Here is a 25,932-nt window from a genome sequence, read left to right on the forward strand (position 1 = left end):
ATTATAGTGGGTCTTGGGTATTAAGCCGCATAGAGGTGTGTCTGTGAATGGTGATGAAATAATCAAAATTAATAAAAATAACAATTTACTTGTAATTGATGTAATTAATGTATACGTTTGTAAGGGATGAATGCTGACTTTAAATGATGATAATAGACTGCAATCTATTTTTCAAGAACGATTTTATGGGAGGCGTGCGTTTTTAAAATGTGTTACTAAAAATTTTAACTATGAACTATCGAACTATTGGCTTGATCGCTCGTTACGAGGCGAAGGCCATCACGAGGGAATGGAGTTTCAAGGTTGTCACGGTATTGAGTGTATTGATTGTGGCCTTTCTTCACGTTATCACGCAAAGTAGTATCAAAGAACCGGAATGGATAGCGATATCCTTGCCTTCCGCGATTCCTTTTGCCAATGCTTATCTGGTAAATATCCTGCAAATCATTATCGCTATTTTCTGGGCGGGTAATTTTCTGCGGGAAGACAAATACGTGGATGCTAATTCATCTGTTTCGGCACGACCGTTTTCTAACATGGAGTTATTGCTCGGGAAAACGTTGGGTTTTATACTTGTTATTTTGTGTCTGGATATTTTGTTGGGGATCATCGCCTTGTCTATTCATTTATTGGCAAGTGATTCTCCTTTTGTTTTTTCTCCTTATGTATTTTACTTTTTAACCATAACTTGTCCGATTTTATTTTTTATCACGGGATTCACGATATGCGTGAAAGGAATAGCGCGTAATTTTGCACTGGCTTGCGTCCTGTTGCTTGCTTTTCTTTATTTTGGCGTATTTTTCGGTAAAGGAGTGCTTTACGGTGCTTTCGATATTTTAGCCTTGGGGATGCCCAATGCTTTCTCGGATGTCACGGGATTTGCCGATTCGAGTAGTTTTCTGTTGCAGCGGTTCTCGTTTCTCGCTTGGGGATGCGGGTTAATTATTCTGGGAATAACTTTTATCTGTCGAATATCCAATAGTGCCAAGGCTAATTTCGCTACCGGGAAGTTCGGAATATTATTACTTGTGGTGGGGTTCGTTGTTTCGGGCTTTTATGTGGGTAAATATGTTCAAAGGGATAAAGAACGTGAGGTTGTTCGGGATGTATTCGTGAAATACCAGAATTTACCCAAGGTTAATGTCTTGGAGCATGATATAAATTTCAAACAAGAGGGATATGCTTACCTTGCCTCCAGTAAATTGAAAGTGTATAACCCGTACGAGCGGAAAATAGACTCTGTCGTGTTGTACTTGAATCCGGGGCTGGAGGTGTTGAAACTCGCTTCGGGTAAAGAGAATTTATCTTATCGGCGGGAGAGGCAAGTGATTGTTCTCGCGATGTCGATGCAGCCGGGAGAAACGAAAGAAATCGGGGTGGATTACCGGGGTGGTATCTCTCCAGCCGTCTGTTATGCGGAGGTGGTGAATATCGATTCTCTTGCGGCACGTTCACGTGGTTACTACATGTATAACATGGGACGTGATTATTATTATCTCCGCCCGGATTACACGTTGTTGACCCCGGAATGTTTATGGTACCCGACGAGTAAACCCACGGTGAACGTGAATGCACCTTATTTCACGGAGCGGGAATTTACTCGTTTCAAGTTGACCGTGAGTGGAGAGGATAAACGAGTACCGGTAGCCCCGGGAGAAGAGAGCAGGGAAGGTGATAATATTTGTTTTACCGGTAAATTCGGGGTGTCCGGGTTGACTCTTTGTATCGGTGATTATGTGCGAAAGGGGATTCAGAATGGAGATGTGTTCTACGAAGTCTTTCTGTTGCCGGGACACGAGTATCTTCTTTTCAAGGAGTTAGACATGGAGATAATTTTTGATCAGTGGAATTTAGCACTTATGTTTGACCGGAATAGTGCGTATGTATATGATAAATTGAATCTTGTTGAAACTCCTGTCCATTTTTGCGCATATAGCAGGGATTGGAAGGGTAGTAGCGAATATGTACATTCGGGAATCGTGTACCGTCCGGAAAGGGAGTCTTTATTCCGGTTGCCATTTAAACCCATGCATGACGAGAGAGAGAATTTTGACCCGTCTCACGAGTTTTTGTGGATGTACAGAGGTTTTTTAGTGAATGATTTAATTGATATGCCGGCGGGCGATATGTTTTTAGGTCGATTCGCGAGACGTACTCCAAATAATCAGGTGAAAAATGCAAATGACATTTCTTCCTTGTTACAAAAAGATCATTATAATGTATTTTCTCCCGAGTTCGCGGGAATCGATCTTTTGTTTCATATGATGCAGGAGGGGGTTGGAGATAATTTTAATAGCTATAGTGGTGAATTTGCAATTAGATATTTCAAGGATCACAATCTTGAAGAAGCATTGCAAAATCCGAATCGTGATATAAAATTAGATTTTGCAATACACCTTAAAGGCTATAACTTCTTTAAAAATCTTTTGTGTTCTGTTCCTTACGAGGAATTTGATCGTTTCAATTCCGGCTTCATGGAAAATCACGCCTTCCAATGTTTCAGTTACGAGAAGTATTGCGAGGCTGTAGAGGAGGAGTTCGGGATAGATTTTCTTGATTTGACCCGGCAATTGTATAGCGAGAGAGGTTTACCCGCTTTTTATTTTAGAGATGCGCGGTTAGACGCGGTGGAAACATCAAAAGGTGAAGAAGGTCATGTGTTTAGTATTAAAGTATGGAATAAGGGGAATCTGGATGGAATAGTTTCGATAAGTAGTTACAGGGGAAAATCACGAGATTATTTTATTCCGGCAAATGCTTGCAAAGAGATTAAATATTATAATGAATTCGGGGTGAGTGAAGGGGTTAGGATAAGTACGAACTTCGCGATGAACAATCCTTCGTTACTTCATTTTGATAATTTCCCTCAAACGAATAGGCTAAGTAAGCCAATAGAAGGCATTTTTGATGCGGATACTCTTGCTTTTGCCCCGGAGGCGGGAGTGTACATCGTGGATAATGCAGATCCGGGTTGCCGTGTTATCGAGGACAGGCGTGTTCTTGATAAAGTGTATAACAAGAGAGACGATAGTTATAATGGTACTCGTTGGCATGAATCGGCTATGGAGAACTCGTACGGGGAACTGGTAAAAAGTTATTTAATGAAAAGATCGGGGGATGGTGTTTCTGCGGTTGAGTGGGAAGTGAATTTACCCGAGTCCGGGAAGTATGAATTGTTTGTTTATAATGATAATAGCGTGGATGCCGGTCTTGTAAAAAGTGGATGGCTAACGGCTCCCCGGGTGCAAACGTATCGGTTTGCTCATGCCGAAGGGGAGGAAACGATAGAATTATTACCGTTGGAAGAGGCGAATGGATGGGTTTCGATGGGGGTATATCAATTTAATGCAGGTATGGCAAAGATTAACTTGTCCGGACAGGGAGCGGATCCCAATCAATCTATCGTGGCGGATGCCGTGAAGTGGGTTAAAGTAAAATAATACTAATACTATATAACTATGAAAATAAGAATTGAACATCTTGGGAAAATATATGCCGGTGGTAAAGAGGCTTTACGTGATTTGAATTTAGAAATAGAATCCGGTATGTTTGGTTTGCTGGGACCGAACGGGGCGGGTAAAACGACTTTGATGTGCATAATGACGTTATTGCAGAATCCGACTTCCGGCACGATATTTTTTGATGATTATGATTTATCGAAAGACAGGAAAGCGATTCGTTCTATGCTGGGGTATTTGCCACAGGATTTTCGTACTTTTCAAAAGTTTCGGGCTTGGGAGTTTTTAGATTATAGTGCGGGACTTGCCGGTATAGAAAAAAAGAAACGGGGGGAGCTTGTTGACGAAATGTTGAGGAAAGTGGGACTTTACGAGGAACGTGACCGTTGGGCAAATCGCTTGTCCGGGGGTATGAAACGTCGGCTAGGCATAGCGCAAGCGATTATCGGGAATCCCAAGATTATCATTGTCGATGAACCTACAACCGGACTCGACCCGGAAGAGCGTATCCGTTTCCGGAATATTCTGTCGGATATAAGTGATAAAGATGCGACGATTATATTATCGACACATATCGTGGGGGATATTTCCAGTAGTTGCAAGAATGTTGCTTTGTTAAATCACGGGCAATTAAAGTTCATGGGTACCCCGGGGGAGATGCTCGGACAGGCGAGAGGGAAAGTTTGGGAACTGTTCGTCATGCAAGACGAGTATGAAGCGATAAAAGGGAAATATCCCGTGATCATGACGGTTCCCGAAGACGGGGGACTGAGAATCCAAATTGTGGCAGAAGAAGTTGCAGAATATGCAGACGTGAAGTCAATAGAACCGAATCTGGAACACGCTTACGTTTATTATATGGATTTCGTGTTGAAAGACAAGATGGATATGCAGGCTAAGCGTTTGTAAGTAAAAAACGAGATTCATTCCGAATCTCGTTTTTTTTGGGTAAAATCACGCCCGTAATTTCTGGGCAGTAAATTTGTCGAGTTTGCTCTCGGCGTATTCTTTGGTGACCGTGATGGAGTCGCAGTGTTGCGAGGGAATCTCGAACATCAAGTCGGTCATGATGGCTTCGCAAATGGAACGTAGTCCGCGGGCTCCCAGTTTAAATTCAATAGCCTTGTCAACAATGTATTCGAAGACATCCTCGTTGAAATTTAACGTGATATTGTCGAGTTCGAATAGTTTGATGTATTGGCGGATGATCGCGTTTTTGGGTTCCGTGAGGATGTTCCGCAGGGCTTGGCGATCCAGTGGTTCCAAGTAAGTCAATACCGGAAGACGCCCGATGATCTCGGGAATCAACCCGAAAGACTTCAAGTCTTGCGGGGCGATGTATTGCAACATGTTGTCACGGTCGAGAAGGAAAGTTTCTTTGCTTGCCGTGAATCCTACCACTTGGGTGTTCATACGTTGGGCAATCTTTTTCTCGACACCGTCGAATGCTCCGCCACAGATGAAGAGGATATTCTTGGTGTTTACCGGGATCATCTTCTGGTCAGGGTGTTTGCGTCCGCCTTGCGGGGGTACGTTCACGATAGAACCTTCCAGTAGTTTCAACAAACCTTGTTGCACGCCTTCGCCGCTGACATCACGGGTGATGGACGGGTTGTCGCCTTTGCGGGCGATCTTGTCGATCTCGTCAATAAAGACGATACCTTTTTCTGCCGCGTCCACGTCGTAGTCGGCTGCTTGCAATAAGCGTGTCAGGACGGATTCGATGTCCTCGCCCACGTATCCCGCTTCCGTCAGCACGGTGGCGTCCACGATAGTGAAAGGCACGTGCAGCATTTTGGCAATCGTGCGTGCCAGCAAGGTTTTCCCCGTTCCCGTGCGACCGACCATGATGATGTTGGACTTCTCGATCTCCACGTCGTCGTTACCGGGCTTTTGTGTCAATCGTTTATAATGGTTGTAAACAGCCACGGCAAGGTGTTTTTTCGCCTCGTCCTGACCGATCACGTATTGATCCATGAATTGTTTGATCTCTATCGGTTTCTTGACCTCGATATGATCCATATCTAAAGGGGTGGAATGGCCTCTTTGTTCCTCTTGCACGATGTCGTACGCCTGTTGGGCACACATCTCGCAAATGAAACCGTCCATCCCGGCAATCAGAAGATCCACTTCGTCACGTGATCTTCCGCAAAACGAACATTTATCTTGCATTATTTATGATTCCGAGTTAAAACAGTGTCAATCATTCCGTATTCTTTCGCTTCCACAGCAGTCATCCAGTAGTCGCGGTCTGAGTCTTTTTCCACTTTTTTCAGCGGGTTACCGGAATGATCGGCGATGATTTGGTAAAGTTCTTTTTTCAATTTCATGATTTCCCGTGCCGTGATCTCGATATCGGATGCCTGACCTTGGGCACCGCCCATCGGTTGGTGTATCATGATGCGGGAGTGTTGCAGTGCGGAACGTTTTCCTTTGGTGCCTGCCGTCATCAGCACGGCACCCATGGATGCGGCCATACCGGTACAGATGGTTGCCACGTCACATTTGATGTATTGCATCGTGTCATAGATTCCGAGTCCGTCGTACACGCTACCGCCCGGGGTGTTGAAATAGATCTGCACGTCTTTGGTCGGATCGGCTGATTCCAAAAATAACAATTGCGCCATAACGATATTTGCCACGGTGTCGTCAATCGGTACCCCGAGGAATATAATACGGTCCATCATTAATCTTGAAAAAACGTCCATGCTTGCCACGTTCAATTGGCGCTCCTCGATGATCGTCGGGGATATATAGCTGGCAGTAGCTGATTCGATACGATGTAGATTCAGGCTACTGATTCCTTTATGCTTCATGGCATATTTCTTGAATTCGTCTTGTGAAAACATAAGTCCTGTTTTTTTAGTTATTCGGCTGCTAAGTTACGAAAAAAGGGTGAGAAAAGATACACTTCGTCGGTTTTATCGCCAAACAATCTCTATCACGTGGTCAATGTCCGCGGGGATTTCTTCCAGTTGGAGCAAGATGCCTTCTTTCGTTTTCTTGTATTTTACCGGGGTTTTATCTTTGAAACGTGCAATGCTTTTGACTTTTTTACCCGTGATGGGAAGTAGGAGTTCGGTTTTGTCCAGATTAAGGATGTGGACATATAATTTATTATCTTTTTGAGTGGTTACTCCCCACGGTTGATGGGGGACGATACCTGCCCGGGTGCCGTAGAGTGTTTCGCCGTAAGTTTTCATCCATTCCCCGATTTCTTTCAAATGCGTGACCGAACCTTCGGGAAAATCTCCGCCGGGGCGGGGACCCACGTTCAGGAGAAGGTTGGCGTTGTTGCCGGAGGCACCGACCAGCGTGTGAATAAGTTGTTTGGTCGATTTGAAGTTCCGGTCATTGATGTTGTATCCCCACGTGTTGTTCATGGTTTCGCAGCTTTCCAACGGGAGGGTGCTGATTTCGGCATCGGCGGAGTAACCTGCCTTGTTTTGCCCGGGAAGGTCACGCTCGAACATCTGGAAGTCTTCGCCCTCGAAGGGTGCTTTGTGGTGATTGTTACCGATGAGGCACCCCGGTTGCAGGCGGTGGACTAAAGCGTATTGCCTTTCCAGTTGCCAGTCTGCATCCAGTTTGTCCCACCAGCCGTCGAACCAGATACCCCCGATAGAACCGTAGTTTGTGAGCAGTTCGGTGAGTTGGGCATCCATGAATTTCAGGTAGTCTTCCCATGTCCCGGAAGGCGTGCGCCCCGTGTTGCGCCCGGTACGTCCCCAAGGGTAGTAGTCGGGACGATGCCAGTCGATATGCGAGTAATACAGGAATAGTTTCAGCCCGTGCTTTTGGCAGGCTTCGGCGAGTTCTTTGACCACGTCGCGTTTGAACGGGGTTGCTTTCACCACGTTGTAGTCCGATTGTTTGGTGTCGAACATGGAAAAGCCGTCGTGGTGGCGGGAGGTGAAACAGATGTATTTCATCCCGGCGTCTTTGGCTGCGCGTACCCATTCATCGGCGTTGAATTTGGAAGGGTAGAAGCCGTCCGCCAGTTTTTGGTATTCTTCTTCATTCAGGTTTTTGTTGGTAAGCACCCATTCCCCGTCCGCCAGCATGCTGTATATTCCCCAATGGATGAACATACCGAATTTAGCGTCCCGGAACCATTGTCTGTTTTCCAAGTTTTCTTTCGATGGGGTATACTTCTCTTGCGCGAGGCAGAATGATGATATTCCACCCGATAATAAAAGCGTGATGATGAATATTTTTCTCATGATATGGTTTTGATTAAATTTTTTACGAAAATAGTAAATGTGTGTTTATTATCAAAAATTCAGTAACCAGAATAATAAACTCGCCGGGAGATAGTCCGCTAATTCTTGGCGGAGTTTTTTCAAGGCGACTTCGATGTGTTTCTCCGCGGTACGGGGAGAGATGTTCAGTTCTTCTGCGATTTCGAGGATGGATTTACCGTCGAAGCGGTTCATGATAAAAATCTTTTGACATTGCGGGGGGAGTTTTTGTATGGCTTTCTCAATATGTTCTTGGAGTTCCGTTTCCACGTAGTATTCCCAAGTCAGTTGTCCGGTGAGGTCACCTTTTTGCAGGAGCAGTTCTTGATATTCGTTACGGACTTTGAGTTGTTCGAGGTGGTTCAGGCAACGGTTACGTACGGACGAGAACAGATACGCTTTGGCAGAGTTCATTTGGAGAGATTCCCGTTTCTCCCATAACGTGATAAATACGTCATGCACGATGTCTTCTGATATTTCGGTCTGTCCCGTGAAACGATTGGCATACACGATTAATCCCGAGTAGTACAAGTTAAAAGTGGACTCGAACTCGGAATTTCTGTCGCGAGAATAATCGGTAAAACCATTTTCTTTTTCAGTAGCCATTTGAATAGGGCTTTGTGTACGAACTTATCGCACGATCCGGGACAAAAATACGGATATTTTCCAAAATACGATCAAAATGGGATTTTTTTTGAAATATGACTACGTGTATTTTTTGGTTGGGCTGTCTTGAATATATAAAACGATAAAAATGGAAGAGAAGAAACAAAATATACCGGATATAGACAGGAGTTCGTTGAATGAAGCTATCGACTTGCTTCGTCAAATGAAGCAAGTCGATAAAAAGAGAGGATATGTCCGGTTGAAAAAGAGTATGGTGCGTGAATCAAGGCGACATACGATAGGCTTCGTCCTGAAAGTGGTGGCTGTCGTGTTGCCCTTGTGTGCGGGTTGCTTCCTTTGGTGGCAAATGCGAGAAAGGCAGTCTGTTGTCAAACCCCCGGTGAACGTCATTGCGATTGTACCGGGGGCTCCTAAGGCTTATTTAATCTTGGAGAGGGGCACGCGAGTCGTGTTGGACAGTGTAAAAGAGGATGAGCAGATTGCTGCCGAGAGCGGGGTGATGATTCGCAAGAATGAACAGTCGTTGGTGTATAAGACGGTGACAAGTAAGGACGTGCAGAAGGAGGTCTACAATAAATTGGTAGTACCCAAAGGTGGAGAGTTTCATCTGGTGTTGGCGGACGGTTCGGAAGTGTGGTTGAATGCGGATTCCAAGTTGACGTATCCGGTTGCGTTTCGGGGAAACGAAAGAAAGGTGGTATTGGAAGGGGAGGCTTATTTTAAAGTGCAACGGGACGTGGAGAAACCATTTATCGTGGCGAGCGCAAACCAGCAAGTGAGGGTGTTGGGGACGGAGTTTAACGTGTGCGCGTATCCGGATGAAGCGTTGGTTTACACGACGCTGGTCAACGGGCATGTCGCCGTGGAAACAGGCAAAGATACTTGTCGTTTGATTCCCGGTGAACAGGCTGTCATGAGCGTGGAGAAGGGACAGTTGGACGTACGTGAGGTGAACGTGGAGGAATACGTGGGGTGGAAGAAGAATATGTTCGTGTTTGAAGAACAGAATCTGGAACAGATCATGTCGAAGTTGGCACGTTGGTATGATGTGACTGTGTTTTTCCGTAATGCGGAGGCAAAAGGGATCGTGTTCAAAGGGAATCTACCCCGATATGCTGATTTCTACACGATTCTGAATATTATAGAGAAGAGTAGTAACGTGACCTTCGAGGTAAAAGGGAATGTCGTAACGGTTAGTTTATAGAAAAAGGGGAATTTGACAGATTCCCCTCTCGATACCACATCTGTTGACAGCAGATGAAGTTAAACAAAAATGATAACAAAATTATGGAAAAAAATGGACACAAGCATCCTCTTTCCCGTGGAAAGTGGAGAAAAATTTTACTAATTATGAAGTTAAAGATTTTCTTTCTTTTGTGCATCGTGCAAATGGCAAATGCGAATTCCTTTTCGCAAGTGCAGAAATTGGACGTGAATTTCAATAATGCCAAGATCGTTTCGGTGTTGGATTTCTTGAAATCTCAGACCGGATTACAATTCTTCTACCAGAAAGGAGTGGTTTCGGAGGTGGCAAAGGTGACAGTGGACCTGAAGAATGCCACGTTGGAACAAGTGTTGGACAAGGTATTGCGGGAGAATGGTTATTCCTACGAGATACTGGACGAGGTGGTTATCGTTCGCCGTATGGCAACACAGGAAAAGAAACTTAACGTGATTGTCGGTAAGGTTTCTGACGAAAAGAAGCTTTCCATGCCGGGAGTAACCGTCCGGTTGGACAGTACTGCCGTGGGAACGGCTACCGATAGCCGGGGAGTGTTTCAGTTAGCTGTACCCATGGAGAAAGGGACATTAGTTTTCTCTTTTATCGGTTATAAGACCAAAAAGGTGAAATTTAATTCGGTGACGAAGGATACGATACGGGTGACATTGGAAGAAGATATTTCCGGATTGGAGGAAGTGCAGGTTGTGGCTTACGGTTCACAAAAGAAACGGTTGATGACGAGTGCTGTTTCGTCCATTAAAGGAGAGGAAATACAGGAATTGCCTACTCATAGTTTGGAGAGTTTGTTACAAGGACGTATGGCAGGAGTCGAGGTAAATAATTTGTCTGGAGCACCCGGTGGCGGAGGTTCTATCGTGGCGATCCGCGGGTATACGGGTATTGCGGTAAGGGGAGAAGGTGAAGATCGTGAGTATGGTACTCCTCTTTACGTGGTAGACGGGGTGCCGATTCAAGCTTTTACCTCAAGTGTAACGGGTGCGAATACGATTGCCGACCTTGACCCGGCAATGATCGAATCGATAGAGGTATTGAAAGATGCGGCAGCGGCTTCTCTTTACGGTTCCCGTGCGGGGAATGGCGTCATCTTGATTACGACCAAAAAGGGGCGTTCCGGTAAAAGCCAACTTTCTGCCACGGTTTCTTATTCCGCTTCTTGGTTACCGAAAACTCCGGTCGTTACGGGAGGACATGGGGAGCGGACGTATACGCTTGATGCTCTTAAACGTACGGCAGAGCCTTATTATGACTCGAAAATAAAGGAATGGAAGGTGCCCACGTCCTATGAAGAAGTTTACAATCTGACTGGGAAGATATTCGGTCCGATATATAATTATTTTTGGAGTGGAAGACAGGGAAAGCCTAAAGATGTTATTTATTTGCAGGATAGTTTGAATCCTTTCTTTAATAACTCCACGGATTGGTGGCGTTACATGTATCGTACGGCAAAAGTGTTGAATGCGAATTTGCAGGCATCCGGCGGTAGTGAAACGATGCGCTATATCGTGGGTGTCGGTTATTTTAAAGAGGAAGGTATTATTATCGGTTCGGATTTCCAGCGGGCGACTTTGTCGGCTAATATTTCCTCTCAACCGACGAAACATTTGAAAATGGATTTTATGAGTGCTTTCGCGTACAGTGACCGTAGCCGGGGAGAAGGGGCATACGGATCAAGTGCCAAGATACAAGGTCTTACCGTTGACCCGAACAGGACGTCGTCTTTGCTTCCGGGTGATAGTTACGTGAAGGAGAATATGCTGGAAGATCTGAATTCGAAGATTGAGAAAAATAATAGTTATTCGGCTCGTTTTAATCTGAAATTGGATTATGAATTTGTTCGTAATTTGCATTTATCGGTTTCCGGTTCGCTTGATTTTAACCAACAGAATTTGAATAAATTTACTCCCAGTACATTGGATAGACAGGACCATTTCTCTAGGTCGGAAGGGAACATTTCGCGTAGTATTATGATGTTGAATGAAAACCTGCTGAATTATAGTTTCAAGGTAAAACAAGATCATAGCGTGGGAGTATTGCTGGGACTCTCTTTTCAGAAAGACCAGAAGTTTGGTAATAACGGTTCCGGAGAGAAAGGACCGAATGATTACGTGCATTACGTGGGACGCGGTTGGGGAGGAGTTTCCAACGTGATATACTCGAACGGTTATGCCAGAGGTGCATACACTTACGGTTCTTCGCTCACGGAAGAAACGATGTGTAGTTATTTCGGTCGTTTGTCTTATAACTACAAAGAGAAGTATATTTTGGAAGGGACAGTACGTCGGGACGGTTCCTCTGTTTTCGGTGAGAAAGTTCGTTGGGCTACTTTCCCTTCGGTATCCGCGGGATGGGCTTTTTCGGAAGAACCTTTTATGAAACGTTTCTACTGGTTGAGTTTTGGAAAGTTACGGGGAAGCTGGGGTACGTCGGGACAAAAATTCTATCAACCTTATCTGGCGCAAGGACTTTTTTCCGCGTCCACGGAGTCTTTCTTGGGTGAGTACGGTATGACGGTGAATGGTGGGGGTGGATTGATCAACCGGAAATTGTCATGGGAATCGACAGACCAGTATAATATCGGCTTGGATGTGGACTTGATGAATTATCGCTTTAAGGTGGTATTTGATTATTATTATCGATATACCAAAGGTCAATTGAATAAGGTTGACTTGCCGGGAGATGCTTATTTGTTCAATTCACAGTGGCAAAATGTATTGGAATCTTCTAACGAAGGGATTGAATTGGAATTGCAAGCTGATATATTGCGGGAAACAGCTGTAAAATGGCGCATGAAATTAACGGCATCCCGGAACTGGAGCCGTTTCGAGAAGAGTTACACCGGGATGGATTTTAATGAACAAGTTATCGGTAAACCCTTGTACCGGATGAGAGTGTATAAGACGGAAGGTTTTTATAATTCAATGGATGAAGTTCCCTATATGTATTTGCCCAGTGGTATAAAACAGCCCTTGAATTCTCAGGGAACGAATGAGGGTATATATTATCCCGGAACTCGTCGGATTCTTGATCTGAACGGTGACGGAATGATCACGGAGGATGACCAATATTTTGCGGCCAGTCCTCTTCCTCAGATGCATGGTGGTATTTTTTGCGACTTACGTTGGAAAGATTTTGATTTGAGTATGGCGTTTAATTATTCTTTGGGAAGGCATATACTTCGATTATATGATGATTATAGTTTACAACCGTGGATAAGTCCGGAAAATTCTATCCGTGTGGACTTAAAAAAGATACATGCTTGGGAGAATGCAGAAACCAAGAATCCGAAATATCCTCGCCTGCAGGCGTACGATAATAATAGCGAGCAATATAACGGACAATATGATAGTGATATAGAAAATATACACTTGTTACGTTTGAAACAGTTGACATTAGGTTATAACTTGAATCAAGAAATTGCCAAGAAAATAGGGTTGGCAAGCGCTCGAATTTACGTGACAGCAGAGAATTTATTCTTGTTGACGAATTATTCGGGGATCGATCCCGAAATCGTGAGCATTTTTGACGGGATGGATTCATTGGGTTCTTACCCGTTGCCTCGGAAGTTTACTATCGGGTTGAGTGTTAAATTTTAAGACGAAGAATTATGAAGAGAATACTGATATATTTGCTTTTACTACCTCTGTTTGCGTGTGATGATTTCTTGACTGTCGAGTCGGAAAACGACGTGACCTATTATAGTTACTTCAAGACGGAGCAGGATGTGGAAGCTATCGTTACAACTATGCTGGCTAAAGAGATCGGTCTTTGGGGTGCGAAGATGAATGTTCCTATATTTGATATCGCCGCGTTACCTTGTGACGAATACTCGGATGAGGACAAAAGAGAATTGGCTCTATCGGCTTTTCCAATTGACGGGGGAATGGCTTGGGGTAATTTCTATAATTTGATCGGACATGCGGATATGTTGATTGATAATAGTTTCCGTTTCGAGGGAATATCGAAAGAGCGGAAAGAATTTTGGTTAGCCCAAGCCAATTTTATAAAAGGACTTTGCTATTTTGAGATTGCCCGTATGTGGGGAGATGCCCCGATACCCCCCAACTCCACGGCTACCGATCCGTTAGCCAAAAGTCCGGCAAAAGAGGTGTTGGAGAAGGCTGTCGAGTGCGCGGAAAAAGCACTTGTATTGCCGATACATGAGAAATTGGTTGATTCATACGGGAATGCTTTGGTCTCGAAACAGTATGCCAGTCTGGGTACGGTAAAGACGTTGTTAGCTAATATATATGCGTGGATGGGAGGTCTTTACGGTGAGAAAATGTATTGGGAAAAAGCAGAAGAATACGCTTCGGAAGTTATTGAAAGGAAATGCGGTTTTTACCGGTTGGAGCCGACAATCGAGCAATTACTGTCACGTACGCTGGGAGAGGTACGGGTGAGTGACGAAACGATCTTTTCGATAGAGGTATCGGAGAAAGATATTGATTATATGAACGTTCGGTGGTTGGAATATCTTTACCCGGGAATTTTGTTATGTACGTACCCGGAATTCAATGCACGACCGGATCGGGTTGAAAACGGTTTCCCGCTTTATGTTACGGCTCGTGTTTCGGTTGAAACGGTGGAGAATATGTTTCCCGAGGAAGAAGATGTACGAAGGGATTTGTACTGGTATCATCTGGGAGAAGTATTTTGGTGGGAAATTACTAAAAGAGATGAGGACGGTAAAGCTATTGATTCTATTAAAGTTGTATCCGATTATGCTTATTTCTACAAATGGCATGACGTGATTCGTTCTAAAATTGAAGGTAACGAAGGACAAGTTCAAAACGTGAAAGGAAATCGGGTATTGTGGAGATTGGCAGACTTGAAATTACTGAGGGCGGAATGTCGTGCCCGATTGAATATGGCGACAGCTGTTGAGGATTTGAATGATGTACGGGAACGTGCAGGCTTGGGTAAATATTCCGGTCCGACGGATGGCGAGAGTTTACGGAGAGAGATTTTTAACGAGCGTGACCGGGAGTTATTCGGTGAAGGACAACGTTATTTTGATATCGTCCGCAACGGATACTTGGATAAACTTTCTTGGGCTTATCAGAATTTGACGGATAAAGATATTGCTAATGGAGCTTTGTATTTGCCTGTTGCCAAGAAATCCTTCAATAATAATGATTTGATGACACAAAATAAATATTGGTTATGGAGAAGATAAATAAATTTTTCAAATGTTCCGTTGTGGTCGTTTTTATTGTCATGAGTGCCTGCACGAATTATCAATATATCGATACGGGATCGGCTAACGGGAAACACGATTGTTCCGTGTGGGAGTATTTGCATTCCCAGCCGGATGATTGGGATTCAACGATTATCATGATCGAACGTGCCGGAATGAAAGAATATTTCGACGGTTCGAAAAGTGAGCAGATTACTTTTTTCGGTGTTACAAATTTGAGTATTCTGGCTTATATGCTTGACTATAATGAAGCGCATCCGACACGTCAGTGGCAAACAGTCCGGGATATCCCGATTGAAACATGTCAGCATATACTGAAAAGATTAATCATACCTCAAAGGCTCGTTGTTGCTGATATCCCGAGAGGATTTCTTGAACCTGTTCGGGGCGGCTATATCGAAACGGACGGGAAGGTATATAAAGCCCTTGAAGGTGAAATATTTACTTATACTTACCGGGAAGATTACAATCATATTCCGGAGAAAGGTGAGATCGGTTTATACATGTATCTCCGTGATTCTGGAAGTGACGGTAGTAATCGGATCGTGTCGACTGATATTCAAATGAATAATGGCGTCGTTCATGCTTTAAGTTATAGTTTTAATTTAAAAGGATTATAGAATGAATACAATGAGAATAATATATGTATTGCTGATCGTGATTTGTTCCTGTGTGGTAAGTTGCCGGGAAGTGACGGTCGGTTACTTGAAAACGGAGCATGCCAAGTATTCTATCGATACATTATATGTCGGAGAGGGAAGGATTCTTGAACAGATCAAGGCAATAGAACGGCAAAATCCGCCGGAACTGAAAGAATTGGCATACACGTACGAGGAAATTAAAGTACTGGAAGAAGAAGTGGAGGCGGTATATAACGAATATGACGCGTTGGATGAGGAATTGGCTTCTTTGGACGAGGAAGCGGATGCGGAAAGAATAGACGAGATTTACGCGAGGATGGATGAGCTGGGCGAATGGATGGATCATTTGGACGGTTTGTATGACACTTCTTTTGAATTGGAAGAAGTACTGCTTGATGCGGGGTATTGGTATGACGAGATAGAGGAATTATGTAATAAATATTTTGGATTGCAGAAAACGATAGAAGAGGCTATCCCGTGGTCTACGGCAACAATAGAGGGGGTGTTGGGTACACAACCTATTCTGTATTCCATTGCAAACGTGACTTCCCCGGATGGTGATGCCGATCTTTTCAAAAGCGAGTTGGAAATATATGGTGGCGGGCGTATGCAGTTACCGTTTGCCTGTAAAGCTCCGAAAGGAACGTATCGGGTTTCTATTCTTGTAGAAAACGAGGGATATTCCGGTTTACTGGAAAACGCATTTACGTTTATTATTGAATAATACTTATTGATTGTTATATGGTTACCCGGAATTTTCCCCGGGTAACCTCTAAATGTTGTTGTCATGAATAAAGTGAAATACATTATCTTGGGGTTTCTTCTATGGGTGGTGGGAATGCCTGTTTCGGCGCAGATCCATTTCTTTGAAGGGAGTTTGCAAGAAGCATTGGAAAAAGCGAAACAAGAAAACAAGAAAGTCTTTATAGACTTTTATGCTGACTGGTGCGGACCGTGCAAGGCGATGGCGGTACAAGTATTTGTATTACCGAAAGTAGGTACTTATTTTAATGAACATTTCGTGTGTTGTCAGCTTGATGTAGAGGCGAAAGATGTGGCGGAAGCGGTGAAACGATACAAGATTACCGCTTTGCCGACTTTGGTTTTCATGGATGTGGCGGGCAAGGAAATCCGTCAAGTAGAAGGTGCCGTGGCACCGGATGTTTTGCTAAATGAAGCAAAGATTGTAACCGGAGAAGCGCTTAGCTTTGAACAGATGTATGACAAGTACAAGAAGTCTAAAAAAGACATGGGTTTGTTGCAACAATTGCTTTTGGAAGCGCCCCGGTTTATGAATACACAACAGGGGTATGAACGGGAGAAATGGAGAAGTCGGGTCGAAGTATTTTTTCCTGAATACGTGAAAAACAAGAAATTGGAAAATATGATTAATCGACCGGATTTCATGATTATTACTCTCTATCATGCCAAAAGCGGAAAGGACGATCCTATTTTTGATTTTTTATTACAGCATTACGACGAGTTTGCGGAGCGTGTCGGGGAACAGGAAGTGTCTTCTTATCTTGTAGGATTGAATAACTCTTATATTATCCGGTTGTGTAAAACGGGGAACGTGAATTATAAGAAGAGATTGGAACGTCTGGACGGTGATATGCAAAAGCTATATGGGGTGTTTAATTTCGGAAAGTTATCCGTGAAAGAGGCTATCACTTGTTTGGCAGATGCCACTTACTGTTTGCATCGTCATGATGAGAAAGCTTATATGGAGAATATGGATAAATATTTCACGGGTGCGGGGGAGAATTTAAGTGTGAATGATTATACTCAGGCATTGGAAGAAGTATATACCGTGTACGGGAAATCGATGTCCGGGAGTTTGCAACAGAAATGTATCGAGTGGGCAACCCAAGCTTTGAAAAAAAATATGGATTCGATGGTACGCGTCCGTTTGCTGTTGATTACGGCGGAGTGTTACGAGGGAACCGGGAAAATCAATGAAGCCAAGCAGTGCTTGAATCAAGCCTTTTTGAAAAGTGCGGAAATAGACGATAAAGAGATGATGGTGAGAATGCAGACGATGATAAAAAATAGGTTGCAAAGATTGTAGCCTCGCGTAATATGGTAATATATTTAAAATAAATACATGAAAAAGCTTGCATATTCGAATAATAGAGGTACCTTTGTCTCGGATTGAGTTGATTCCTTTGTTTTAAATCACTTTCCTAACATGTATTTGTATCGTTAAGTAGACTTTTATTCAATGCCAACCTCAATCACTATTAATTAATTATTAAAATTGTACTTGATGAACATTTACATTTCAAATTTAAGCTATGGCGTTGATGACGCTGATTTAAGCACATTGTTTGCAGAATACGGAGAGATTGTATCTGCTAAAGTTATTATGGACAGAGAGTCAGGAAGATCAAGAGGCTTCGGTTTCGTTGAATTGGCTGACGATACTTTGGGACAAAAAGCGATCGACGAATTGAACGGTGCTGAATATGACGGTAAAGTGATTAACGTTAATGTGGCTAAACCGAGAGAAGAAAGATCAAACGGTGGTAACCGCGGAGGTTATAACAGAGGTGGCGGTAATCGCGGAGGTTATAACAGAGGTGGCGGTAATCGCGGAGGTTATAATTCAAACAGAAGATATTAATATATCGATATGGTACAGAAGAGAGGCTTGGTTTTCAAGCCTCTTTTTTTTGTTTTAGGTATAACCGGCTTTTCTTTGATGCTCCTCTATGGCTTCGCTATGGTTTGTCTTGACTATCTACATAGCATGAACATAGCATGAACACAGCATGAACGTAGCATGAACACTGGTGGGCGTTTTTGCTGTGACTCAGCACCGAATGGGCTTGGATTATAGTAGGGGGCATCCATCGTGATACAATGGACTTTCGATAGGTCTGCACCAAATGTGGGAGTATTTTTATATATTAATGCGATTCTGTCTGGAAAAACCTTTATATTTGTCCGTATGAATGGCGAGATTGGCGTAATAGAGAAAGTTTTTGCCGCGATTAAGAGTGGTGATCAACGGGCATTTGAACAAATGTTTCGGATGTTTTATATTCCCTTGTGTGACTATGCTGTTATGATTCTAGGAGAACAAGCTGAAGCGGAGGATGTGGTACAGGATCTTTTCATGCATATTTGGAAGAGTAGAGCGAAAATGGAAGTTCAGGAATCGGTGAAATCTTATCTTTTTACATCCGTGCGTTTCCGTGCGTTGAACGTGTTGAAGCATAAAATAGTGGAGCGGAAACACGGGGCATTGTTGACGGAGTTTATTGAAAACTTGCAATGTTCCGATTATTCGGAGGAAGAGGTACAACGTATCGAGCAAATCAAGGAGGTTTTGCAAACTTTACCCTCTCAGTGTCGGGTTGTCTTCACGATGAGTTGTCTTGACGGGAAAAAGTACAAAGAGATCGCGGAAGAATTAGGTATATCGGTTAATACCGTAAAGTCGCATATTATGAAGGCTTACCGGGATATTCGTGCTCGTGTGGGTGGAGAAAGTTCTCCTTTGTTGCTTTTTATCGCTTTACAAATCAATTGATAAATAAGTTTTTGTTTTTTTTCTGAAAAAAGTTCGTTTTTGACTCACCTTTTTTTGAATGATGGTTGTCGTATGTGAAACAAGATAGAGTTATGAACGATTTTTTTATTCATAAATGGGAACAGCTTATTTCCTTGTGGCGGGGAGATGGAGAAGATAATATTGAGGTGAGTGGTGATAATGGGGAAACGGGGAGAATGTTGCGGGAGCAATTCGAGGTCAGGCAAGCGATACGTGGCTTGGAACACTGGAGTTTTAACGTGGAACAAGGATGGCGAAAGGTACGCCCGCGCTCCCTTCGTTTGCGATTAGTGCGGCTCTCAAAATACGCGGCAATGTTGGTCGTTATTTTTTCTTTAACTTATTATTTTGTGCGTCCGGGGGATGAAAAAAAGAAGAGCGAGATGGCACAATCCGGCAGGATAGAGCCGGGAAAATTGCAGGCGGAGTTACAGTTGGCAACGGGGGAACGTTTGGTGCTGGATGTACATCAGGTTCTTCATAAGCAAGAAAATAACGGGATTGAGATCGTGAATGACACTGCAAACGGGAAGGTATATTATCGAACTGTCGGTGCTGCCGTCGGCGATAGTATGAAGTTTAATACTTTGGTTGTCCCTAAGGGGGGAGAGTATTCTATGGAATTGCCTGATGGGACGGTCGTGTGGATTAATTCCGAATCTTCTTTAAGGTTTCCGGAAACTTTTGCTCGGGAATGCCGGGAGGTGTATTTGAAGGGAGAGGCCTATTTCGAGGTGAAAAAAGATAAAGACAAGCCTTTTCACGTGTATACGGAATTGGGAGATGTTCGGGTGTTGGGTACAAGTTTTAACGTGAGTGCTTATCCGGGTAACAAGTCATGGCAGACGACATTGGTCGAGGGGGCAGTGATGATTGTCCGGGGGCAGGAAAAGGTCTTGATGAAACCAAACGAACAATATGAGATTGACGAGAGAACGGGAGTGGGGGTGTTGAAGCGGGTTAGCCCGGAACTTTACACTTCGTGGCGGGATGGAAAATTTTATTTCAAGGCATATACTTTCGAAGAGTTGGTCGAACGATTGGAACGATGGTATGATTTCAAAATGTTTTACATGAATGAGAATATTAAATCACGTCGTTTCTCGGGTGTGGTGAATAAACATCAGCCGTTGCAAGAGATGTTAAAGTTTCTTGAGATGACTTCGGATGTGCGTTTTAGCGTGAAAGGGAACGTGGTGACGGCAAGTTTGGATATAAATAAGGAGAACTGATACGGGTAAAAAAGAACGAGAGATTGCGGCTCCCGTTCAGTCTTTAACCCGTGAGGATTAAATAAATAATAATGTAATTACAAATCTATGAAAAAAAATGATGATGTCGGTTTATTCTATTGGAAAAGTAGGATAAAAAAAATGTTATTGCCTATGAAGCTGATTTGTTTTTGGATTTTAGTCGGGTTGTTGCAAGTGCAGGCAACGACTTACGGACAAGCGGAAAGTGTGTCGTTCGAGAAGAAGCAATTGACGATAGATCAAGTGTTCAACACGATAATGACACAGTTGAAGTACGATATTTTTTACAGTGACGACGAGATCGACGTGACGAGGGTGGTGGAGATTCCGGCGTTAAACGTGAACGTGGAGGAGGTTTTGCGGGTAGTGCTTGGAGAACGTTTCACGTATCGGTTTATTGGTAAAACGATCGTGATTTCTCCCAAAGCAGCGACGCCACAGGTCAAGGAAAGTGTTCGTGTCAAAGGATGGGTGTATGACGAGAAAAAGGAGGCTATGCCGGGAGTGACGGTGAAGGTTGCCGGAATACCTTTGGGGACTTCGACGAATGAGAAAGGATGGTTTGCGATCGATTTGCCGATGCAAGAGGGAAAGCTGGAATTTTCTTTCGTGGGGTATAAGACGAAGCAGATAGATTTCACGGCAAAAACGGACACGTTGCGAATCGTGATGGAGGAAGACCAGCAACAAGTGGATGAGGTGATTGTAAACGGGTATTTTACCCAAAACAAGAATTCCTATACCGGGTCGGTAACTTCGGTAAAAGGAGAAGAGTTGTTGAAGGTGTCTTCCACGAATATTCTTAAGGCATTGGCTTTTACTGTTCCGGGTTTGCATTTGGTAGAAAATAACGAGCAGGGCTCGAATCCCAATGCTATTCCTGAAATCATTATCCGGGGAACAACGGCTTTGGCGGTGAACGGGGAGTACGGGTTGAATACTCCGTTGATTATTCTCGACGGGGTAGAGATTTCGTTGGAGAATTTGTACGATTTGGATATGCAGGATATTGATAATGTCGATGTTTTGAAAGATGCTTCTGCCAAAGCGATATACGGGGATAAGGCAGCTAACGGTGTGATCGTTATTACCCGTAAACGGGTGACTGATTCGAAATTGCGGGTTCGGTATAATTTCATGCCGGATGTGCAGTTTCCGGACGTGTCTTCGTTCGATTTGTGTAACGGTTTGGAGAAGTTGGAACTTGAACGGTTGTGTGGAATATATGATTCCCCGAATGGAGAGTATGACGAGTTGTACTGGCAGCGCAGGAATGCGGTGGAACGGGGTGTACTTACCGATTGGAAATCTATTCCCTTGCGTAATAGTTGGTCGTTCGATCATTCCGTTAATATTTCCGGTCGGGGAAGTGGAGTGGATTATAATGTATCTCTTCGTTACGGGGATACCCGAGGTGTCATGAAAGGGGACTTCCGGCAACGCTACGGGATAGGTATTAATCTGGCTTATTATTATAAAGATTTTCTAACGGTTTCTTATCGTTTGGATATTAGTAAGACGGATACCAAGGATTCTCCTTACGGTACTTTTTCAGATTGGGTAATACGTAATCCTTACGAGATGCCGAAAGATGAATACGGGGATTGGGTTAAGAGTTATAATGCCAAGTTAGACCGTAATCCGTTGTATGAAGCGTCGTTGGAAAGTTTCCGGAAGTCGAAAAGTAAAACGATCACGAATAGTTTAAATATGCGGGTGGATATATTGAAAGGACTTTACGCTAGTGGTAATTTCAATTATTCATTAGGTGATGAACAGTCGGATGATTTTGTTTCTCCCGAGTCTTTCCATTTTTTGGGTAGAGATGCAGATCAGAAAGGTCGCTATACCATTGCGGGGAGAGAACGTAACAGTTGGTCGGGAAATTTGACACTTTCTTATAACTGGACTATTGATGATCAAGGTTCTTTATTAAGTTTGAATGTCGGGGGAACCATGAATAAAGACAAGTCATACAACTTTAGTTTTGCGGGTATCGGATTTTTGAAACCTATTCTGAATGATATGGGGTTTGCTGCCGGATACGATTCAGGGGCTCCTTCCGGGGCAGAAGCAGTCAGTACCGGTGTCGGGATATATGGGAACTTGAATTTTATTTACCGGAACCGCTATTTCGCGGACGCTTCTTACCGGAGTTCTGCCAGTTCCAGCATGAGTAAGGATAATCGTTGGGCGCCCTATTGGGCAGTGGGAGCGGGTTGGAATATCCATAATGAAAAGTTCCTCGAAGGGTCCTTTGTTAATATGTTGCGGCTAAAAGCCAGTTATGGGCTTACCGGCAGCAATACGTTGTCAACTTGGGAAACCCGTACTACTTACCGTTATATGAAGGAAAATCAGTTTATTACCGGAATCGGAGCCAAGCCTATAACGATGGCTAATGAATTTCTGAAAGCTTCAAGAACATACGAGTGGAACATGGGTGTACAGTTTTCTCTTTTTGATGACCGCTTACAATTGGATATGAATTTCTATAATAAGAAAACCAAGGATATGCTTTTAGCGATTTCTTATCCGCCTTCCGTCGGAGTCCAAACTTTGAATAGTAATTTGGGAGAACAGGTAAACAAAGGATATGATTGGAGTTTGTCCGGTGCGATTTTGAAAACTAAAGATTTGCAATGGCGGTTAACCCTGAACGGTCAACACAATCGGGATAAAATCAAGAAAATCAGTAATTCACTGAAATACCGGAATGATGAGAATCGAGAGCAGATGGTGGATCAAGATTTGGTGAATAAAGGAATAGTCAGGGGAATGGCTCCCAAAGTTCAGTTCGAGGAGGGGGAATCATCCACCGCTATTTATGTTGTACGTTCATTGGGTATTGATCCGGCAACCGGTAAGGAGATTTTGGTAAAAAAAGACGGAACACTGACTTTTGATTATGATCCTGCCGATAAGGTGGCGATGGGAAACACGATTCCCGATTTGGAGTTGTCGTTGAGTACTTCTTTTAGCTGGAAAGGTTTTTCCGTGTTTGCCGGAATGAGTATTACTTGCGGCGGTTGGATATATAACGGGACTCGAGCATCAAAGGTTGAGCAGATTGATCCCACTCATAATGTCGATCGTCGGGCTTTTTATGAACGTTGGCATAATCCGGGTGATGTAGTGCATTATATCGGGTACGATCCCATGAGTTTTGTTTATGCCCAAAGTGAGCGGTTTTTAGAAAAAAGAAATGAGTTTTACTTGTCTTCCCTCGGAATTTATTACGAATTTAAACCGGAATGGGTAAAGCATATTTATTTGAAGCGGTTGCGTATAGGAGTGAATTTCTCGGATGTTTTGCGGCTCTCCACCGTGAAGTTTGAACGAGGAACTTCTTATCCTTATATGCGAGGATTTAATTTTACGATCAGTCCGACTTTTTAATCTGACAAGTTATGAAAAAGTATATGTTTCTATTTATCATCGTGTTCGGGATCAGTTCGTGTAACAGTTTTCTGGATGTAAAACCCAAGAGTGAAATTTTGGGTGATAAGTTGTTTGAAACCCCGGAAGGTTTTGAAGATGCTTTGTACGGGGTGTATACAGGTTTGACACAAGATGCTCTGTACGGGAAAATATTGTCATGGTATTTGCCGGACTTGCTTGCCGGGTATTATATCAAGGAAAATGCAGGTCAACAGTGGGAATTGTTATTGTTTAGTTTTAACTACACGGGAATTTCAGATCGGGGTATGTTTGATAATATCTGGACTAAAATGTACGAGAATATTAATTACGTGAATAGCATTATTCAGAATGTTGATGAGCATAAAGGATTTAAATATTACAAGTTTTATAAAGGGGAAGCTTTGGCTTTACGTGCTTTTATGCATTTTGACTTGTGTAATTGTTTTGCCCCGGCATATCGGGAAGATACCCGTAATTCTCCGGCTATTCCGTTTTATGAAACCTATGAGCCATTGGTATACCCGTTCCGTACTGTGGAGGCGATTTACAGGAAAGTGATAGATGATTTGAAAATGGCAGAGGCTTTGCTGGAAGATGAACCGAATTATTTGGCACGGGACAGGAAAGGAACCCCGGGGATCAATGCTTTTATGACCGAACGGCAGTATCACATGAATCTTTACGCTGTACAGGGGTTGTTGGCAAGAGTGTACCAGATGCGGAATGATTTGGACAGTGCCATGATTTATGCAGAGAAAGTGATTCGTTCTGAAAAATTTGACTTTGCCGATAAAACTAATATGGCTTACGAGTATGCTTCTTGTATTTCCAAGGACGAAACGCTCTGGGGGATTTACCCGTTGGCAGAATATGTTGTGCAATTGCAGGAGAATTTCGATTATCCGGATGATGATGTTAATGTTTCGTTATTGCCTTTGAACGGTTTTTGGCTTTATCCCGATTATTACCCTGAAGGGATGGGAGCGGTAGATTATGGTTTTCAAATGCTTTACAAGGTACCGACTTCCGACGGACGACAGGATTACCGGTATAATGGCTGGTTTCGGCAACGTAAAGGCGTGACCGGAAAGCACAGGCGGTTTTATAAAATCTACAATGATACGGGTAAAACTTCCAAGCAAAGGGGAATCAGTATGATGCGGATTTCCGAAATGTATCTGATTATGGCTGAAGGTTTATTGAAGAAGGGGCAAATCACGGAAGCGAGAAAATATTTTGATACTTATACCAGTGCTCGCGGGTTTGTCTTTAAAGAGGGTGAAGCGACATTTGACATGGACCTGATCAATAAAGAGTACCGTAAGGAATTTTTTGGAGAGGGACGGGAATGGTTTAACCGTAAACGACAGAATCTACCCATTTATTCTGCTTATATGAGTTTGGGACAGCCATTCCCGGCTTCAGATGAGAAATATACTTGGCCTATACCTGAAGATGAGTTCGAATACAGGGATGGAGGGAAAGAGGGGGTATATCCATCTGAAACAGATGAACAACAAAATAATTAATAGTAAAGGTTATGAATAAGATAAGATTATTATTATTCGGGATAATAGGTTTCGGGAGTTTGCTATCGTCTTGCGATACCGACTATATGAAGTATGAAGAGGTTAAAGACCGGGTATATTTTTCCAAGTTTTCAGGAGTGGGAACGTCATATAGTAGCTTTCCTTATTGGGAACAAAGTAATCAGTTGTCTAGTACCAGTTGGCTGTTTGTAATGGGGTATCCCGTTGATAAAGACCGGGAAGTCCGGATTGAGATTGTTGATAGCCTCACGACGGCTATAGAGGGAGAAGATTTTATATTTCCTGAAAAGTTTGTTATCCCGGCAGGGGAGGTTTCTGTTTATTTACCCGTAATTACTTGGAATCGACGGAAAGAAGGTGATACTCGTTCGAATACTTTGAGCGTGGGGATTGCTATTATTGAAAATGAGAATTTTATACCCACGATGGGAGATACTTTAAAATTGTGTTACGTGCATGGTGAAATAAGTAAACCTAGTTTTTGGGTTGATCGATATTTCGGACCTTTTTCTCCGGGATTGATGTATAAATTTCTTGACCAGTATCATTCCTTGAAAGAAACGAATCCGGAAGCGTATGAATTGCTCTATGCTTATGTCGGGGAATATTGGGATATCAGTGTTTGGCCGAGTCCTGTCGAGTATTTGATTTCAAAATATATTATGACTCCGTTGTATTACTATTACGAGGAACATCCTGAACCCGGTGTTGTTATTCCGCCCATGTATAAATAATTAGAGAGA

General features: G+C 43.2%; 18 protein-coding genes. 14 read left to right on the forward strand and 4 right to left on the reverse strand.

The annotated features are described in order from the left end of the window. Positions 1-230 precede the first annotated feature (230 nt). A complete protein-coding gene (locus tag ACK8P8_RS12030; RefSeq protein ID WP_410025916.1) occupies positions 231-3,440 on the forward strand; it encodes a golvesin C-terminal-like domain-containing protein in 3,210 nt (1,069 codons plus the stop codon). Positions 3,441-3,458: 18 nt separating this feature from the next. Then, a complete protein-coding gene (locus ACK8P8_RS12035; RefSeq protein ID WP_410025917.1) occupies positions 3,459-4,367 on the forward strand; it encodes an ABC transporter ATP-binding protein in 909 nt (302 codons plus the stop codon). Positions 4,368-4,412: 45 nt separating this feature from the next. Here the strand turns inward: ACK8P8_RS12035 and clpX are convergent, their stop codons facing one another. From clpX to ACK8P8_RS12055, 4 genes are all read right to left on the reverse strand, one after another. Continuing rightward, positions 4,413-5,630, reverse strand: coding sequence for an ATP-dependent Clp protease ATP-binding subunit ClpX (gene clpX / locus ACK8P8_RS12040; protein WP_099289977.1), 1,218 nt, complete (start codon positions 5,628-5,630; stop codon positions 4,413-4,415). Continuing rightward, complete coding sequence (gene clpP / locus ACK8P8_RS12045) at positions 5,630-6,307, reverse strand: ATP-dependent Clp endopeptidase proteolytic subunit ClpP (RefSeq protein ID WP_099289978.1); 678 nt, start codon at positions 6,305-6,307, stop codon at positions 5,630-5,632. Before clpP ends, clpX begins: the two co-directional genes overlap by 1 nt. A gap of 72 nt (positions 6,308-6,379) precedes the next feature. After that, positions 6,380-7,681 (reverse strand): alpha-L-fucosidase, encoded by a 1,302-nt coding sequence (locus tag ACK8P8_RS12050; protein ID WP_410025918.1) that lies wholly within the window; start codon positions 7,679-7,681, stop codon positions 6,380-6,382. A 51-nt stretch (positions 7,682-7,732) separates the two neighbouring features. Further along, a complete protein-coding gene (locus ACK8P8_RS12055) occupies positions 7,733-8,305 on the reverse strand; it encodes an RNA polymerase sigma-70 factor (RefSeq protein WP_410025919.1) in 573 nt (190 codons plus the stop codon). Positions 8,306-8,453: 148 nt separating this feature from the next. Here ACK8P8_RS12055 and ACK8P8_RS12060 point away from each other — a divergent pair, with 148 nt between their 5' ends. From ACK8P8_RS12060 to ACK8P8_RS12115, 12 genes are all read left to right on the forward strand, one after another. Next, the gene (locus ACK8P8_RS12060) at positions 8,454-9,530 is read left to right on the forward strand and encodes a FecR family protein (RefSeq protein ID WP_410025920.1); all 1,077 of its coding nucleotides are present in this window, start codon (positions 8,454-8,456) and stop codon (positions 9,528-9,530) included. A 146-nt stretch (positions 9,531-9,676) separates the two neighbouring features. Further along, positions 9,677-13,162 (forward strand): SusC/RagA family TonB-linked outer membrane protein, encoded by a 3,486-nt coding sequence (locus ACK8P8_RS12065; RefSeq protein WP_410025921.1) that lies wholly within the window; start codon positions 9,677-9,679, stop codon positions 13,160-13,162. Between the two features lie 11 nt (positions 13,163-13,173). Further along, positions 13,174-14,745 carry a RagB/SusD family nutrient uptake outer membrane protein gene (locus tag ACK8P8_RS12070; protein ID WP_410025922.1) on the forward strand — a complete coding sequence of 524 codons (1,572 nt, stop codon included), beginning with the start codon at positions 13,174-13,176 and terminating at the stop codon, positions 14,743-14,745. Then, a complete protein-coding gene (locus ACK8P8_RS12075) occupies positions 14,733-15,386 on the forward strand; it encodes a hypothetical protein (RefSeq protein ID WP_410025923.1) in 654 nt (217 codons plus the stop codon). Before ACK8P8_RS12070 ends, ACK8P8_RS12075 begins: the two co-directional genes overlap by 13 nt. Before the next feature lie 10 nt (positions 15,387-15,396). Continuing rightward, entirely contained in the window at positions 15,397-16,131 is a 735-nt protein-coding gene (locus ACK8P8_RS12080; RefSeq protein ID WP_410025924.1) for a hypothetical protein, read from the forward strand. Between the two features lie 63 nt (positions 16,132-16,194). Then, positions 16,195-17,475: a thioredoxin family protein gene (locus ACK8P8_RS12085; RefSeq protein WP_410025925.1), complete on the forward strand. Its 1,281-nt coding sequence runs from the start codon at positions 16,195-16,197 to the stop codon at positions 17,473-17,475. A gap of 198 nt (positions 17,476-17,673) precedes the next feature. Next, positions 17,674-18,030 carry an RNA-binding regulator gene (gene rbp, locus ACK8P8_RS12090; RefSeq protein WP_410025926.1) on the forward strand — a complete coding sequence of 119 codons (357 nt, stop codon included), beginning with the start codon at positions 17,674-17,676 and terminating at the stop codon, positions 18,028-18,030. Positions 18,031-18,357: 327 nt separating this feature from the next. Further along, complete coding sequence (locus tag ACK8P8_RS12095; protein ID WP_186977265.1) at positions 18,358-18,942, forward strand: RNA polymerase sigma-70 factor; 585 nt, start codon at positions 18,358-18,360, stop codon at positions 18,940-18,942. A 92-nt stretch (positions 18,943-19,034) separates the two neighbouring features. Continuing rightward, positions 19,035-20,195, forward strand: a complete 1,161-nt coding sequence (locus tag ACK8P8_RS12100) for a FecR family protein (protein WP_410025927.1) — start codon at positions 19,035-19,037, stop codon at positions 20,193-20,195. Between the two features lie 153 nt (positions 20,196-20,348). Further along, positions 20,349-23,615: a SusC/RagA family TonB-linked outer membrane protein gene (locus tag ACK8P8_RS12105; RefSeq protein WP_410025928.1), complete on the forward strand. Its 3,267-nt coding sequence runs from the start codon at positions 20,349-20,351 to the stop codon at positions 23,613-23,615. 11 nt (positions 23,616-23,626) lie between these two features. Then, the gene (locus tag ACK8P8_RS12110) at positions 23,627-25,168 is read left to right on the forward strand and encodes a RagB/SusD family nutrient uptake outer membrane protein (protein WP_410025929.1); all 1,542 of its coding nucleotides are present in this window, start codon (positions 23,627-23,629) and stop codon (positions 25,166-25,168) included. Positions 25,169-25,179: 11 nt separating this feature from the next. Then, positions 25,180-25,923 carry a DUF4843 domain-containing protein gene (locus tag ACK8P8_RS12115; protein ID WP_410025931.1) on the forward strand — a complete coding sequence of 248 codons (744 nt, stop codon included), beginning with the start codon at positions 25,180-25,182 and terminating at the stop codon, positions 25,921-25,923. Positions 25,924-25,932: the final 9 nt, after the last annotated feature.

This window comes from Butyricimonas muris, from assembly GCF_046365375.1.
Classification (GTDB): domain Bacteria; phylum Bacteroidota; class Bacteroidia; order Bacteroidales; family Marinifilaceae; genus Butyricimonas; species Butyricimonas muris.

What these genes read in the sequence shown, in the direction of transcription:
- ACK8P8_RS12075 (WP_410025923.1), top strand. Translation starts at nt 14,733, where the DNA reads ATGGAGAAGATAAATAAATTTTTCAAATGTTCCGTTGTGGTCGTTTTT.
- ACK8P8_RS12085 (WP_410025925.1), top strand. Translation starts at nt 16,195, where the DNA reads ATGAATAAAGTGAAATACATTATCTTGGGGTTTCTTCTATGGGTGGTG.
- clpX (WP_099289977.1), bottom strand. Translation starts at nt 5,630, where the DNA reads ATGCAAGATAAATGTTCGTTTTGCGGAAGATCACGTGACGAAGTGGAT.
- rbp (WP_410025926.1), top strand. Translation starts at nt 17,674, where the DNA reads ATGAACATTTACATTTCAAATTTAAGCTATGGCGTTGATGACGCTGAT.
- ACK8P8_RS12030 (WP_410025916.1), top strand. Translation starts at nt 231, where the DNA reads ATGAACTATCGAACTATTGGCTTGATCGCTCGTTACGAGGCGAAGGCC.
- clpP (WP_099289978.1), bottom strand. Translation starts at nt 6,307, where the DNA reads ATGTTTTCACAAGACGAATTCAAGAAATATGCCATGAAGCATAAAGGA.
- ACK8P8_RS12115 (WP_410025931.1), top strand. Translation starts at nt 25,180, where the DNA reads ATGAATAAGATAAGATTATTATTATTCGGGATAATAGGTTTCGGGAGT.
- ACK8P8_RS12035 (WP_410025917.1), top strand. Translation starts at nt 3,459, where the DNA reads ATGAAAATAAGAATTGAACATCTTGGGAAAATATATGCCGGTGGTAAA.
- ACK8P8_RS12095 (WP_186977265.1), top strand. Translation starts at nt 18,358, where the DNA reads ATGAATGGCGAGATTGGCGTAATAGAGAAAGTTTTTGCCGCGATTAAG.
- ACK8P8_RS12055 (WP_410025919.1), bottom strand. Translation starts at nt 8,305, where the DNA reads ATGGCTACTGAAAAAGAAAATGGTTTTACCGATTATTCTCGCGACAGA.
- ACK8P8_RS12080 (WP_410025924.1), top strand. Translation starts at nt 15,397, where the DNA reads ATGAGAATAATATATGTATTGCTGATCGTGATTTGTTCCTGTGTGGTA.
- ACK8P8_RS12070 (WP_410025922.1), top strand. Translation starts at nt 13,174, where the DNA reads ATGAAGAGAATACTGATATATTTGCTTTTACTACCTCTGTTTGCGTGT.
- ACK8P8_RS12050 (WP_410025918.1), bottom strand. Translation starts at nt 7,681, where the DNA reads ATGAGAAAAATATTCATCATCACGCTTTTATTATCGGGTGGAATATCA.
- ACK8P8_RS12065 (WP_410025921.1), top strand. Translation starts at nt 9,677, where the DNA reads ATGAAGTTAAAGATTTTCTTTCTTTTGTGCATCGTGCAAATGGCAAAT.
- ACK8P8_RS12060 (WP_410025920.1), top strand. Translation starts at nt 8,454, where the DNA reads ATGGAAGAGAAGAAACAAAATATACCGGATATAGACAGGAGTTCGTTG.
- ACK8P8_RS12110 (WP_410025929.1), top strand. Translation starts at nt 23,627, where the DNA reads ATGAAAAAGTATATGTTTCTATTTATCATCGTGTTCGGGATCAGTTCG.
- ACK8P8_RS12100 (WP_410025927.1), top strand. Translation starts at nt 19,035, where the DNA reads ATGAACGATTTTTTTATTCATAAATGGGAACAGCTTATTTCCTTGTGG.
- ACK8P8_RS12105 (WP_410025928.1), top strand. Translation starts at nt 20,349, where the DNA reads ATGAAGCTGATTTGTTTTTGGATTTTAGTCGGGTTGTTGCAAGTGCAG.